Source organism: Mycobacteriales bacterium (assembly GCA_035690485.1).
Taxonomy (GTDB): domain Bacteria; phylum Actinomycetota; class Actinomycetes; order JAFAQI01; family DASSKL01; genus DASSKL01.
Genome location: DASSKL010000036.1, coordinates 1 through 13850, shown reverse-complemented (window position 1 = coordinate 13850; position 13850 = coordinate 1). Strand labels below are relative to the sequence as shown.

At 69.5% G+C, this 13850-nt stretch carries 12 protein-coding genes; 10 read left to right on the top strand and 2 right to left on the bottom strand.

Annotated elements, in window-relative coordinates:
- The first annotated feature begins 14 nt into the window (after positions 1-14).
- From VFJ21_04730 to VFJ21_04700, 7 genes are all read left to right on the top strand, one after another.
- Entirely contained in the window at positions 15-1625 is a 1611-nt protein-coding gene (locus VFJ21_04730; protein HET7406428.1) for an AMP-binding protein, read from the top strand.
- A gap of 100 nt (positions 1626-1725) precedes the next feature.
- Entirely contained in the window at positions 1726-2997 is a 1272-nt protein-coding gene (locus tag VFJ21_04725) for an acyl-CoA dehydrogenase family protein (protein ID HET7406427.1), read from the top strand.
- 19 nt (positions 2998-3016) lie between these two features.
- On the top strand, positions 3017-4009 hold the full coding sequence (locus VFJ21_04720; GenBank protein ID HET7406426.1) for a phosphotransferase family protein: 993 nt from the start codon (positions 3017-3019) through the stop codon (positions 4007-4009).
- Positions 4006-4362, top strand: a complete 357-nt coding sequence (locus VFJ21_04715) for a DUF6285 domain-containing protein (GenBank protein ID HET7406425.1) — start codon at positions 4006-4008, stop codon at positions 4360-4362. Before VFJ21_04720 ends, VFJ21_04715 begins: the two co-directional genes overlap by 4 nt.
- A gap of 22 nt (positions 4363-4384) precedes the next feature.
- The gene (locus VFJ21_04710) at positions 4385-5155 is read left to right on the top strand and encodes an enoyl-CoA hydratase-related protein (GenBank protein HET7406424.1); all 771 of its coding nucleotides are present in this window, start codon (positions 4385-4387) and stop codon (positions 5153-5155) included.
- 12 nt (positions 5156-5167) lie between these two features.
- On the top strand, positions 5168-6733 hold the full coding sequence (locus tag VFJ21_04705; protein ID HET7406423.1) for a long-chain-fatty-acid--CoA ligase: 1566 nt from the start codon (positions 5168-5170) through the stop codon (positions 6731-6733).
- A gap of 15 nt (positions 6734-6748) precedes the next feature.
- On the top strand, positions 6749-7663 hold the full coding sequence (locus VFJ21_04700) for a cyclase family protein (GenBank protein ID HET7406422.1): 915 nt from the start codon (positions 6749-6751) through the stop codon (positions 7661-7663).
- A 110-nt stretch (positions 7664-7773) separates the two neighbouring features.
- Here VFJ21_04700 and VFJ21_04695 read toward each other — a convergent pair whose 3' ends face one another.
- Complete coding sequence (locus VFJ21_04695; protein ID HET7406421.1) at positions 7774-9357, bottom strand: long-chain-fatty-acid--CoA ligase; 1584 nt, start codon at positions 9355-9357, stop codon at positions 7774-7776.
- A 171-nt stretch (positions 9358-9528) separates the two neighbouring features.
- Between VFJ21_04695 and VFJ21_04690 the strand changes: the two genes are divergently transcribed.
- Positions 9529-11049, top strand: a complete 1521-nt coding sequence (locus VFJ21_04690) for an AMP-binding protein (GenBank protein ID HET7406420.1) — start codon at positions 9529-9531, stop codon at positions 11047-11049.
- A gap of 11 nt (positions 11050-11060) precedes the next feature.
- On the opposite strand, the gene VFJ21_04685 is transcribed toward VFJ21_04690, so the two are convergent.
- Positions 11061-11768, bottom strand: coding sequence for a TetR/AcrR family transcriptional regulator (locus VFJ21_04685; protein HET7406419.1), 708 nt, complete (start codon positions 11766-11768; stop codon positions 11061-11063).
- Between the two features lie 271 nt (positions 11769-12039).
- Between VFJ21_04685 and VFJ21_04680 the strand changes: the two genes are divergently transcribed.
- Positions 12040-13011 carry a cyclase family protein gene (locus VFJ21_04680; GenBank protein HET7406418.1) on the top strand — a complete coding sequence of 324 codons (972 nt, stop codon included), beginning with the start codon at positions 12040-12042 and terminating at the stop codon, positions 13009-13011.
- 12 nt (positions 13012-13023) lie between these two features.
- A partial coding sequence (locus VFJ21_04675) for an AMP-binding protein (GenBank protein ID HET7406417.1) occupies positions 13024-13850 on the top strand: 827 nt, incomplete at its 3' end.

Here is a 13850-nt window from a genome sequence, read left to right as displayed (position 1 = left end):
GGGAGGGAGCCCCTATGCGTCAGCCCATGTTGAAGCGGGTCACCGGTTACGACGAGCTGTGGTCACAGATCGACTACCGCACTCTGGACATTCCGCAGCGTTTCAATCTGGGCGTCGCCTGCCTCGACGACCACGACATGGACGCTCGGGCCTTGACGATCATCGCCCGTGACCGGAGCTCGAAGGACTACACCTTCGGCGACGTCCGCGACAGGGCCAACCGGCTCGCCAACGCGTTGCTGGGGCTCGGTATCGGGCGCGGCGACGTCGTCGCGGTCGTCAACCCGGCGTCGTTCGAGACCGGGTTCTGCTACGTCGGGCTGTGGCGGATGGGCGCCATCGCGCTGCCGCTGTCGTCGCTGTTCGGGCCCGACGCGCTGTCCTACCGGCTGCGCAACGGGGAGGCCAAGGCCGTCATCACCTCGCAGGCGAATGCCGACAAGGTGCGTGAGGCGGTGGCCGGCACCGGGGTCACGATCATCGTCATCGGTGAGTCGCAGGAGGGCGAGTACGGGCTGCAGCAGTTGCTCGACGGGGCATCCGCCGACTTCACGCCGGTCGACACGGCGGCTGAGGACCCCGCCTTCCTGATCTACACCTCCGGCACCACCGGTGATCCGAAGGGCGCCCTGCACGCGCACCGCATCGTCTTCGGCGAGGTGCCGGCGTTCGAGGCGGTCTACGACTTCTACCCGCAGCCCGAGGACGTGCTGTGGTCACCGGCCGACTGGGCCTGGATCGCCGGGATCATGGACATCCTGGTGCCCGCGTGGTTCTACGGGTTGCCGGTGGTCGTCGACCTCGAGCCGGCGTTCAACGCCGAGCGCGCCGTGTGGCTGATGCGGGAGCACCGCATCACGCTGACCCTGCTGCCGGCCACGGCGCTGCGGATGATCCGTGCCGCCGGGCTGCCGGGCGGAGACTTCTACTTCCGGTCGATCTGTTCCGGGGGTGAGGCGCTCGGTGCCGACCTGCTTGCCTGGAGCGAGGAGTTCTTCGGCGCGGCCGTCAACGAGGCCTACGGCCAGACCGAGCTCAACGGCATGTGCGGCAACAGTGCGAAGGTCTTCCCGGTCAAGCCGGGCTCGCTCGGGCGCGGGCTGCCCGGCACGATCGTCGCCGTCCTCGACGACGAGGGCAAGCCGGTCATCGGGCAGAGCGGGGAGATCGCCGTCGACCGCCACCACCCGCTGACGATGCTGGAGTACTGGCGCAACCCGCAGGCGACGGAGGAGAAGTTCCTCGGCGACTGGCTGCTCAGCGGCGACCTCGGCGTGATGGACGAGGACGGCTACGTCTGGTTCGAGTCGCGCAAGGACGACGTCATCAACTCCGCGGGCTACCGGATCGGCCCCGGCGAGATCGAGAACTGCCTGGGCGCCCACGAGGCGGTGGCGATGTCCGCCGTCATCGGCGTCCCCGACGAGCGACGCGGCCAGGTGCCCAAGGCCTTCGTCGTGCTCCGTCCCGGCTTCGAGCCGAACGACGACCTCGCCGACACGTTGCGCGCGCACGTCCGCAGCCGGCTCGCGCCGCACGAGATGCCTCGCGAGATCGTGTTCATCGACGACCTGCCGCGCACGACCACCGGCAAGATCATGCGGCGCGCACTCCGCGACGTGTAGGCCCGCCGGCGGCGTTGCCGGAACCCCCCGCTTGACATTGACGTCGGAATCAACTTGAGTGGCCGGACGTCTACATCTCACGGGGCGGAGAACGCGCGCCATGGACTTTGAGCTGCCGGCAGACCTCGCCGCCTACCTCCAGGAGCTCGATGACTTCATCGAGCGCGAGATCAAGCCGCTGGAGCAGCAGGACGACAACATCCGCTTCTTCGATCATCGGCGCGAGGACGCCCGCACCGACTGGGACCGTGGAGGCCTGCCCAACCGCGAGTGGGAGCTGTTGCTGCACGAGGCGCGCCGGCGGGCGGACGCCGCCGGTCACTACCGCTACCCCTTCCCGAAGGAGTACGGCGGCAAGGACGGCACCAACCTCGGCATGGCGGTGATCCGCGAGCACCTCGCCAGCAAGGGCCTCGGCCTGCACTGCGACCTGCAGAACGAGCACGCCATCGTCGGCAACAACGTCGGCCTGCTGCTCATGGTCAACTACGGCACCGAGGCGCAGAAGAAGGAGTGGATCGACGACCTGGCCGAGGGGCGGCGCGGGTTTGCCTTCGGCATCACCGAGCCCGACCACGGCTCGGACGCGACGTTCATGGAGACCCACGCCGAGCGCGATGGCGACGAGTGGGTCATCAACGGCGAGAAGACCTGGAACACCGGGATCCACGCCGCGCAGTACGACCTGATCTTCGCCCGTACCAGCGGCAAGCCGGGCGACGCCCAGGGCATCACGGCGTTCCTCACGCCGACGAACAGCCCGGGTTTCAAGGTCGAGGAGTTCCTCTGGACCTTCAACATGCCGACCGACCATGCCCACGTGTCGTTCACCGACATCCGCGTGCCCAACGACGCCATCTTCGGCGGCGAGGGGCGCGGCCTGCAGGTGGTGCAGCACTTCTTCAACGAGAACCGCATCCGCCAGGCCGCCTCCAGCCTCGGGGCGGCGCAGTACTGCATCAACGAGTCGGTGGCCTACGCCCAGGAGCGCAAGCCTTTCGGCAAGCCGCTCGCCGCCAACCAGGCGATCCAGTTCCCCCTGGTCGAGCTGCAGACGCAGTGCGAGATGCTGCGCGCGCTGATCCACAAGACCGCCTGGCAGATGGACAGCTACGGCCCGTTCTCGGCCAGCAAGCAGGTCTCGATGTGCAACTACTGGGCCAACCGGCTGTGCTGCGAGGCCGCCGACCGCGCGATGCAGGTCCACGGCGGACTCGGCTACTCGCGCCACAAGCCCTTCGAGCACATCTACCGGCACCACCGCCGTTACCGCATCACCGAGGGTGCGGAGGAGATCCAGATGCGCCGCGTCGCCGGCTACATGTTCGGCTTCATGAAGCAGGAAGCCCCCAAGGGCGTCGTCACGAACTAGCAGCTGGACGGGAAGGCGCATGCCGGGTGCAGACGCAGCAGCCACGCTGCTCGCGCAGCTCGAGGCATTCCTCCCCGACGCGCTCGGCTGCGCCGGTGTGCAGGTGCGTGACCTGCGCCGGTTCTCCGGCGGGGCGAGCCGGGAGACCTGGTCGTTCGAAGCCGTGGACGACAGGACCCGTCGCCGGCTGGTGCTGAGACGCGACACCCCGGGTCAGCCGCGGCCCGACGGCATGGTGCGCGAGGCGCAGGCGATCGCGGCTGCCGCGGCCGCGGGCGTCCCCGAGCCGCGGCTGATCGCGCACGCGGGTGACGGCGACGCGCTGGGCGCGCCGTTCATCCTCATGGAGCACGTCGACGGCGAGACCATCGCGCGTCGCATCCTGCGCGACGAGCGGTTCGCCGCCGTCCGGCCCCGGCTCGCCGCCGAGTGCGGCCGGATCCTGGCGCGCATCCACGGGATCCCGCTGTCCGACGTGCCCTCGCTCGACGACCCCGGCGACCCGGTGGCGGCGTCGGTCGCCGCCCTCGACGACGCCGGCTGGGCGAGCCCGGTGCTGGAGCTGGGCCTGCGCTGGCTCGCGGACCACCGCCCGGCGCCCTCCGGTCGCGCCGTCGTCCACGGGGACTTCCGCCACGGCAACCTCATCGTCGACGAGACCGGCATCCGGGCGGTGCTCGACTGGGAGATCGTGCACGTCGGCGACCCCTACGAGGACCTCGGCTGGCTCTGCGTCAAGGCCTGGCGTTTCGGTGCCGGCAAGCCGGTCGGCGGCTTCGGTGACTATGCGGACCTCTTCGCGGCGTACGAAGCGGAGAGTGGCCGCCCGGTCGACCCCGACGCGGTGTTCTGGTGGCAGGTCGCCGGCACGGTGCGCTGGGGCATCGGCTGCATGCGCCAGGCGCAGCGGCACACCTCCGGCGCGGTCCGCTCGGTCGAGCTCGCCGCGATCGGCCGGCGGGTCGCCGAGCAGGAGCACGACGTCCTGCTGCTGATCGGAGACCGGCTGTGAACGCCTCGCTCTACGGGCGGCCGACGCTGGCCGAGCTGGTCGAGGCGGTCCGCGAGTTCCTCGAGGGCGAGGTCATGGCCGCGACCCAGGGCAACGTGCAGTTCCACGCCAGGGTCGCCGTCAACGTCCTGAAGACCGTCGAACGCGAGCTCGAGCAGTCGCCCGAGGAGCAGCCGCGACACGAGCGACGCCTCGCCGAGCTCGGGGTGGCCGACGACGCCGAGCTGGCCCGGCTCGTGCGCAGCCGGGAGATCGGCGACGACCGGCTGCCGCAGCTCGTCGAGGCGCTGCGCGACGACGTACGGGCTCGGTTGCTGGTCAGCAACCCGGCCTACCTCGACCACCCCGCCTGACCGCAACCGACCAGGAGCAGCTGTGTACGACGACATCGACTACGAGGTGCGCGGCCACGTCGGCATCCTCACGATCCGCCGGCCCGACGTGCGCAACGCGCTGCGCCGGCAGACTTACGCCGAGCTCGAGCAGGCGGTGCGGGAGACGAAGGAGCGCTGCCTGGTCATCACCGGTGCCGACCCGGCGTTCTGCTCCGGCGACGACGTGCGGGAGATCATGGGCGGTGGTGAGGCACCGCCGACCGACCTCGTCCGCACCCCACGCCTCACCCCCGCCGCCGACGCCCTGCTGCACACTGACGTGCCGGTCGTGGCAGCGGTCAACGGGGCGGCCGTCGGCTGGGGCATGGAGCTGGCGCTGATGGCCGACATCCGCATTGCGTCCGAGCGGGCGAAGTTCGGCGAGCTGTTCATCAAGCGCGGCCTGTGTTGCGACGTGCCCGGTCTGGGGCTGCTGGCCCAGGCGGTCGGCCGCGCCCGTGCCGCCGAGCTGCTGTTCACCGGCCGGGTGATCGAGGCGCAGGAGGCGCGGCAGATCGGTCTGATACAGCAGGTCACGGCGCACCACCTGCTGCTCGACGAAGCACTCGTGCTGGCCGACACGATCGCTGCGAACCCGCCGCTGGCCGCGGCCGCCATCAAGCGAGGGCTGCGCGCCGCGCTCGACCCCGACTGGACCGACCTGGGCCGATGGGTCAGCGCGACGCTCGGCGAGCTGTTCCAGACCGAGGACCACCGCGAGGGTGTGCGGTCGTTCCTCGAGAAGCGCGAGCCCCACTACGTCGGACGCTGAGGGGAGATTTCGATGACCGTCAACCGCATGCTGCTGAGCGACATCGTCGCGTTCTCGGCCCGCCGGGCACCCGACGCGACCGCGATGATGTTCGGTGACGACCGCTGGACCTACCGCGAGTTCCTCGACCGCATCAACCGCACCGCCAACGCGATGCTGACGCTGGGCGCGAAGGGCGAGCGGGTGGCGATCCTCGCCGAGAACCTGCCGGAGTACGTCGAGGCTTACTACGCGATCCCCCGCGCCGGCATGTGTCTGGTCTTCGTCAACTACCGGCTGGCGCCGCGGGAGATCGAGCACATCGTCCGCGACTCCGGCTCGACCTTGATGATCACTGAGCCGAAGTACGCCGAGGTCTCGACGAAGGTCGCCGGCGCGACCGGCGTACGCCGTGTCCTGTGCATCGGCTGCGAGCCGACCGGCGCGCCCGACGGCACCACCGCCCTCGAGCCGCTCGTGCAGCAGGCGTCACCCGAGGAGCCGCCGGACGACGTCGACACCGACGACCTGGCCTGGCTTATCTACACCAGCGGCACGACCGGGCTGCCGAAGGGCGCGATGCTCTCGCACGCCAACCTCGTGGCGGCGGTGTCGAACTCCGCGATCCAGTGGCCGTCGGACATCACCGGCCCGTCGCTGTTCCCGTGGCCGCTGTGCCACGTCGCCGGCTACGGCATCCTCATGCTGCACCTGCGCGCGCGCACGCTCGTGCTGATGCGGGCCTACGAGCCGCTTGCACTGCTGCAGCACATCGAGAGGTACGCCGTGGAGGAGACCACGGTCGCGCCGACGATGTTCAGCATGCTGCTGCGCCACCCGGCGTTCGACGAGCACGACGTCAGCACCATCCGGCGCATCGGCTACGGTGCCGCGGCAATGCCCGCGGAGGTGCTGCGCCAGGGCATGAAGCGCTTCCCCAACGCGCAGTTCGCCACCGGGTTCGGCATGACCGAGCTCGCGGGCAACGTGCTGTACCACCCGTACGACCAGCACCTGCGTGGGCTGGAGGAGAAGCCGGACCTGCTCGTGTCGGTTGGCAAGCCGATGCCGCTGGGCATGGTGCGCGTCGTCGACGACGCGATGAACGACGTCGGAACCGGGGAGGTCGGCGAGCTGGTCATCCGCGGGCCGCAGGTGACCCAGGGTTACTGGAACAACCCCGGGGCGACGGCGGAGGCGTTTGCCGGCGGCTGGTTCCACAGCGGCGACCTCGCCAAGATCGACGAGGAAGGCAACTTTTACATCGTCGACCGCAAGAAGGACATGATCCTGACCGGCGGGGAGAACGTCTACTCGCGCGAGGTCGAGGAGGTGCTCTACCAGCACCCGGCCGTCGCGGAAGCCGCCGTCATCGGGCTGCCCGACGACATGTGGGGCGAGAACGTGGTCGCCGTCGTGCAGCTGCGCGTCGACGTGCAGGCGAGCGAGGACGGCATCATCGCGCACTGCAAGGAATACCTCGCCGGCTACAAGAAGCCGCGTCGCGTCTTCTTCGTCGACGAGCTGCCGCGCAATGCGTCCGGCAAGGTGCTCAAGCGCGAGCTGCGCGAGCGTTTCGCCGACCAACCATCACGCTGACTGGAGCAGGAGCACATGGACGACTTTCGGACCATCGGGCAGCGCGTCAGCAACTGGGGCCGCTGGGGCGCCGACGACGAGCGAGGCACCGTCAACCTCATCACTCCCGAACGGCTCGTCACCGCGGCCGGCCTGGTGCGCCGCGGCGTGACCTTCGACCTCGGCATCCCGCTCGACGCGGCCGGCCCGCAGCCCGGCGGCGGGCGCATCAACCCGGTGCGGCTGATGTCGGAGACCGGTGCCGACCAGGTGTTCCCCGGCGCGTTCCGCTACGCCGACGACTACGTGTTCATGCCCCTGCAGGCGGGCTCGCAGTGGGACGCGCTCGGGCACGTCTTCTACGACGGCAAGCTCTACAACGGCTACGACGTCGACAACGTGTCCGTGCACGGCGCCAAGCGATGCTCCATCGACAAGCAGGCGAAGGGAATCGCGGGGCGCGGCGTGCTGCTCGACATCGCCCGGCTCGCCGGCGTCGACTGGCTGGAGGCGGGTCACGTCATCACCCCCGACGACCTCGACCGGGCGGCGCAGCAGCACGGAGTCGAGGTCCGGGAAGGCGACATCCTGCTGTTCCGCACCGGCTGGCGGAAGAAGTTCCGCACCGACGCCAACGCGGTCGAGTTCATGGCCGGCGAGCCCGGGCTCGGCATGGCGTGTGTCGAGTGGCTGCACGCGCACGGCGTGGCCGCGGTCTGCTCGGACAACTGGGCCATCGAGGTGCTGCCCGGCGAGATCGAGGGCGAGGTGCTCAACGTGCACATGGTCCTCATCCGCGACATGGGCATGACGCTCGGCGAGATCCTCGACTTCGAGGAGCTGGCGGCCGACTGCGCGCAGGACGGCGTCTACGAGTTCTTCTTCTGCGCGCCGCCGTTGAAGTTCACCAACGGGGTCGGGTCACCGATCAACCCGCTCGCCTTCAAGTAGCTGAAAGGCGGACATCCATGGGCACGGTACGCCGGCCACCAACACCGTCGTAGGCCTCGGTCGGAACCCTCAACAAGGCCGGCGGCCGGCCGGCTCGCCGACGGCGGGCTTCAGGACGCGGCGTACGACTCCCGCAGCCGCGTCTTGAGCACCTTGCCGCTGGCGTTGCGCGGCAGCACCTCGGTGACGACCACTTTGGTCGGCTTCTTGTACGACGCCAGCCGGTCCTTGCACCAGTCGATGATGTCCTGCTGCGAGGGTGGGTTGGCCGGGTCGACGGGCACGATGATCGCGCACGGTGTCTCCACCCAGCGCTCGTGCGCGATGCCGATGACGGCCACCTCCCGCACGCCCGGGTGGGCGTCGATCGCCGCTTCGACCTCGGCGGAGTAGATGTTCTCGCCACCGGAGATGATCATGTCCTTCTTGCGGTCGACGACGTAGATGTAGCCCTCGGCGTCGCGGCGTACCAGGTCGCCGGAGTGGAACCAGCCGCCGCGGAACGCCTCCTCGGTCGCCTCCGGCTTGTTCCAGTAGCCCTGCATCACGGTGGGGCCGCGGTAGACGATCTCGCCGATCTCGTCGACCCCGCAGTCCTTCATCTCGTCGTCGACGATGCGTACCTCGACGTTCATCACGGGCGTGCCGACGGAGCCCATCTTGCGGACGGCGTCCTCGCCCAGCAGCACGCAGGTGACCGAGCTCATCTCGGTCTGCCCGAACGCGTTGTAGTTGGGCACGCCGGGGAACGTGTCGGCCATCGCCTGCAGCACCGAGGGGGGCGCGACCGAGGCGCCCCACGAGATGCGACGCAGGTGCAGCTGCCGGTCGCCGATGCCGGGGACCGCGCAGATCTGCTGCCACTGGGTCGGGACGAAGTAGCAGCCGGTGATCTTCTCACGCTCGAAGATGTCGACGACCTCGGCCGCGTCGAACTGCCCGGACGGCAAGATCACCGAGGTCCCGCCCAGCAGCAGGTAGGGGAGGATGCCGTTGAGGCCACCGATGTGGAACAACGGCAGGCCCGACAACCACACCTCGTCCTCGCCGAAGATGCCTTCGGTGACCATGAGGTTGTAGGTGTTCATGTAGAGGTTGAAGTGCGACAGGACGGCGCCCTTGGGACGTCCGGTCGTGCCCGAGGTGTACATGATGAACGCCGGCGCGTGCTCCTCGACGTCGATCATCGGCGGTTCGGCCGAGGCCGCGGCGAGCACGGTCTCGTAGTCCTCGGCGCCCGCCCCGGCGGCGTCCGCGGCCCCGCCGGTGACGATGGTCGCCCGCAGCGCTTTGAGCGGCGGCCGTACCTTCGCGGCCAGCTCGGCGAGGCCCGCGTCGACGATGAGCGCGACCGAGCCGCTGTCCTCGAGGATGTAGGCGACCTCGTCGGCGACCAGCCGGAAGTTGACCGGCACGCAGACGGCGCCCAGCCGCGCACAGGCGAGATACGACTCGACCACCTCGAGGCGGTTCGTCATCAGCACGGCGACCCGGTCGCCGGGTTGCGCGCCGCGGTCCGCGAGTGCGTTGGCCAGTCTGGTGACCCGCTCGTCGAGCTCGCCGAAGGTGCGATCGATCCCTTCGAACCGGAAGGCGACGTGGTCCGGCCGCCGCCGTGCCATGCGCGCCAGCTGCTCGCCGTGCGACATGCGACGGGCAGTGCGCAGACCGGCCAGCTCGGCGTCGTTCGTCATGCCTCTCGCGCCTTTCGACGGCGGGGGTCGGCACGTCCGCCGTGCCGGCCGCGGATGCCCCTGAGCCTCAGCCGAATTGACATCGATGTCAAGGTCAAGAGGCGGTGACCTTGACATCGGCGTCAACCGAGGCCGAGGCTTTGCGCACCGCGGCACGAAGGGAGACTTCGCATGTCCGCCCAGCCAATCAGGCCGTTCGAGTACTCCGGCGTCGAGCGCGACGCGCAGGGCATCCAGCGCTACGTCGACCTACCGCGGTCGCTGGTCGCGATGCTGCGGGCGACCGTCGAACGGGTGCCTGACCACGAGGCGCTCTACGAGCTCGGCGGCGAGAGGGTGACCTACCGGGAGATCTGGGACCGCGCGGCCGCGGTGGCCGGCGGGCTGCGCGACAAGGGCATCAACCGCGGCGACCGGGTGGCGATCCGGCTGCCCAACGGCATCCGATGGGTCGAGGCCTTCTACGGCGCCGTGCTGAGCGGCGCGGTCGTCGTGCCGGTGAACACGCGGTTCACCGATCCCGAGGTCGACTACGTGCTCGAGGACTCCGGCGCGTCGTACGTCTTCCGCGAGGACGAGTCGATGCCGAGCGGCACGCCGTACGTCGACGACAGCGCGCAGCAGGGTGACCTGGCCGCGATCTTCTACACGAGCGGCACGACGGGTTTCCCCAAGGGCGCGATGACGAGCCACGAGAACTTCCTGGCAAACGTCGAGACCTGCCTGCGCTGCCTGCGCATCCCGCGGCGGGGCGAGGACCAGAAGACCCTGGTTTCGGTGCCGCTGTTCCACGTCACCGGCTGCAACAGCCAACTGCTGGTCATGGCGGCCATCGGTGGCTCGACCGTCATCATGCCGGCGTTCGAGGTGCAGGAGTTCCTGCGCGCGGTGCAGGACGAGAAGGTCAACCTCGTCATCACCGTGCCGGCCATCTACTGGCTGGCGATCAACCAGCCCAACTTCGGCGAGTTCGACGTGTCGGCCGTGCAGTTCTGCACCTACGGCGGGGCGCCGATCGCTCCCGACCTGGTCGGCAAGATCAAGCAGTCGTTCCCGAACGCCCGCGTGGGCAACGGTTTCGGACTGACCGAGACGTCGTCGGTCTCGACGTTCCTGCCCGACGAGTTCGCCCGCGACCACGCCGACAGCGTCGGCTTCGCGGCACCCGTGATCGACCTCGAGGTCGCTGACCCCGACCCGCAGACCGGCGTGGGCGAGCTGCTCATCCGCGGCCAGAACATCGTCGCGGGCTACTGGAACAAGCCGGAGGCGACTGCCGCGACGTTCGTCGACGGCTGGCTGCACACGGGCGACCTGGCCCGCGTCGACGAGCTGGGTCTCACCTACATCGTCGACCGGATCAAGGACATGATCAACCGCGGCGGCGAGAACGTCTACTCGGTCGAGGTCGAGAACGCCCTGGCGACGCACCCCGCGGTCTACGAGGTCGCGGTCGTCGGCGTGCCCGACCAGATGATGGGCGAGAAGGTGGGCGCGGTCGTCGTACCGAAGCCGGGCGCGACCGTCGACCCGGGAGAGCTGGTCGCCTTCGCTCGCGAGAAGCTCGCCGACTTCAAGGTGCCGCAGTACGTGGTCATCCGCCCCGACCCGCTGCCGCGCAACCCCGGCGGGAAGATCCTTAAGCCCACCCTGCGCGAGAGCACGCAGTGGGGCGAGCAGCTACGCCGCTGAGCCCCCTGCGGTCAGCCGCTGCTCTCGGCGCCGACCCGCCGCGTCCGCGGTGTGCGGCCGCCCACCCGGGCCCTGCCCTTCGGTAGCGGCCGCACCTCGGCGTCGCCCACCGACATGCCGAGGGCCTGGCACCACAGTCTCGTGAGCGTCGTCGCGGCCACGTCGAAGTCGAACTCCTCGCCCAGCACCAGCCACACGTAGGCGAAGCGGTCGACCATGTTGCACAAGGCGCTCGACGCCACTCGCGGGTCGAGCTGCGGGTCGGCCACCCCCTGCTCCTGCCACCGGCGGATCGACCGCGCGCTGCGCTCGACGAACAGGCCGCGCGTCGACTTGCGCAGCTCACGCATCTCGTCGTTGAAGGTCGACACCTGCTCCAGCGTGGCCATCAGCTTGGCGTTGCGGCGGTAGCCCTCCAGGTAGGCCCGGTTACCGGCGTCGATGCGGCTCACCGGGTCGGACGGACGGCTTTCGGCGGGAGGCTCGTGCGGTCGGGCCAGCTCGGACTGCAGCTCGGTCACGAGCTCGCGGAAGATCTCCTCCTTCGACGAGAAGTACGTGTAGAAGGTCCCGTGCGACACTCCGGCCGACTTGGCGATGTCACTGATCCGCGCCTCGATGAAGCCGTCGCGCTCGAACACCGTGCGCGCCGCGCGCAGCAGCTTCGCCCGGGTCTTCTCCCCGCGGTTGCGGACCGGCGATGCGGACGAATCCGTCATCGCCAGGGCTCCGGCCGCCGCGGTGTCCGGTTTCGCTGCGCTGCGCTGCCCATCGGGGCCTCCCTCGGTGTGTCTTACACCAGGTTGACATGCGATAGCGGACCGACCGGGAAACCGACTCCCGACGCATCCGGCGCGCCGCGGATCACGGTTCAGCGACGAAAGTGAAGCCTGACCTTGACATCGACGTCAACCCAGTGAACGCTCCGATCCACGCTGTACGTGTACGTCTGCAGGCACCCGTCACCATTGCCCGGAGGAGCGCACGCCGATGACGGAAGCGATTCCCAAGCAGGTCCCGACCGCCGACGTGCTGCTCAAGGGCGCGCCGAAGAACTGGGGCAAGTGGGGCCCCGACGACGAGGTCGGCTCGCTGAACTACCTGACCCCCGAAATGGTGGTCAAAGCAGCCGGGTGCATCAAGTCCGGCGAGGTCTTCACCTTGCAGGTGAAGATGGCCAACCCGGAGGGAGATCCGGTCTGGCCGGGCCGCAGCGGCGCGCAGCGCTACAACGTCATCGACAAGGGCGTGTGGCTCGCCGGCAAGGGGCCGGAGTTCCCGGGGGGCCTGGAGTACGCCGACGACATGATGGTCTGCTTCCTGCAGGGCTCGACGCAGTACGACGCCCTCGGCCACGTGTGGTTCGGCGAGCAGATCTGGAACGGCTACGACGCCAAGCTCACCGTCGACGGCATGAGCAAGGCGGGCGTGCTGCCGATCGCCGAACGGGGTGTGGTCGGCCGCGGCGTGCTGCTCGACATGGCCCGCCACCGCGGCAAGGAGTGCCTCGACCCGGGTGAGACGTTCACCCACAAAGACCTGCTGGCCTGCGCCGAGCGCCAGGGCGTCGAGCTGCGCAAGCGCGACGTGCTCGTCATCCGCACCGGCTGGATCGCCCGCTTCTACAAGATCAGCCGGGAGGAGTTCTACGGCAACTTCGTCGAGCCCGGGCTGACCTACAGCCTCGACCTCGTGAAGTGGTTCCAGGAGCAGGAGGTGCCCAATCTCGTCACCGACACGATCGCCAACGAGGTGACCGTCGACCCCGAGTCCGGCGTGACGCTGCCGCTGCACGTCGCGCTGATGAGCTGGCTCGGCGTGACGTTCACCGAGATCGCCTGGCTCGACGACCTGGCAGCTGCGTGCGCCGAGGACGGTCGCTACGACTTCCTCTACGCCGCGGCCCCCCTCAAGGTCGTCAACGGCACCGGTGCGCCGGTCAACCCGATCGCGATCCGGTAGGTCGCAGCGGCGATGAGCGCGAGTCCCTACGAGCAGCGGCCGTGGCTCGGCCGCTACGGCGACGGTCTGCCGGCGGACATCGAGGTCGAGTACGACAACGCACTCGACATGTTCCGCGGGGCCGTCGACCGCTCGGGGGAGACGCCGCTGCTGCACTACTTCGGCCGCACGCTGTCCGTGCACGAGACCGACCGGATGTCCGACGCGCTCGCGGCCGGGCTCGTCGATGCGGGAGTGGCGCGCGGCGACCGGGTAGCCGTCTACCTCCAGAACGTGCCGCAGTTCGTGCTGGCGATGCTCGCCATCTGGAAGGCCGGCGCCGTGATGGTGTCGGTCAACCCGATGCTCAAGGAGCGCGAGCTCGGCTACGTCCTCGAGGACTCCGGCGCGACGGGACTCATCACGCTGGAGTCGCTCTGGACCGACGTCGCCGCCGGGGTGGTGCCCGGCACCGGCGTGCGGACCGTGGTCACCACCTCGGAGATCGACCTGCTCGGCGACGAGCGGCCGACCGTGCTCGCCGGTGTGCAACGGCACCGGCCGGCCGGCACCCTCGACTTCGTCGAGCTGCTCGCGCGCTACGACGGGCAGCGGCCGGCGGAGGTCGACCTCCACGCCGACGACGTCGCGTTCCTCACCTACACCTCCGGCACGACCGGTACGCCGAAGGGCGCCATGAACACCCACGGCAACGTGGTGTTCAACGCGCAGGCCTACCGCGACTGGATGCAGCTCGACGAGCACGACGTCGTGCTCGCGGTCGCCCCGCTGTTCCACATCACCGGACTCATCGCGCACGTCGCGGTGTGCCTGCTGGTGCCGATGCCGATGGTGCTCGG

Coding starts and splice junctions, on each gene's coding strand:
- VFJ21_04730 (HET7406428.1), top strand. CDS start 15: ATGCGTCAGCCCATGTTGAAGCGGGTCACCGGTTACGACGAGCTGTGG.
- VFJ21_04725 (HET7406427.1), top strand. CDS start 1,726: ATGGACTTTGAGCTGCCGGCAGACCTCGCCGCCTACCTCCAGGAGCTC.
- VFJ21_04720 (HET7406426.1), top strand. CDS start 3,017: ATGCCGGGTGCAGACGCAGCAGCCACGCTGCTCGCGCAGCTCGAGGCA.
- VFJ21_04705 (HET7406423.1), top strand. CDS start 5,168: ATGACCGTCAACCGCATGCTGCTGAGCGACATCGTCGCGTTCTCGGCC.
- VFJ21_04700 (HET7406422.1), top strand. CDS start 6,749: ATGGACGACTTTCGGACCATCGGGCAGCGCGTCAGCAACTGGGGCCGC.
- VFJ21_04695 (HET7406421.1), bottom strand. CDS start 9,357: ATGACGAACGACGCCGAGCTGGCCGGTCTGCGCACTGCCCGTCGCATG.
- VFJ21_04690 (HET7406420.1), top strand. CDS start 9,529: ATGTCCGCCCAGCCAATCAGGCCGTTCGAGTACTCCGGCGTCGAGCGC.
- VFJ21_04685 (HET7406419.1), bottom strand. CDS start 11,768: ATGACGGATTCGTCCGCATCGCCGGTCCGCAACCGCGGGGAGAAGACC.
- VFJ21_04680 (HET7406418.1), top strand. CDS start 12,040: ATGACGGAAGCGATTCCCAAGCAGGTCCCGACCGCCGACGTGCTGCTC.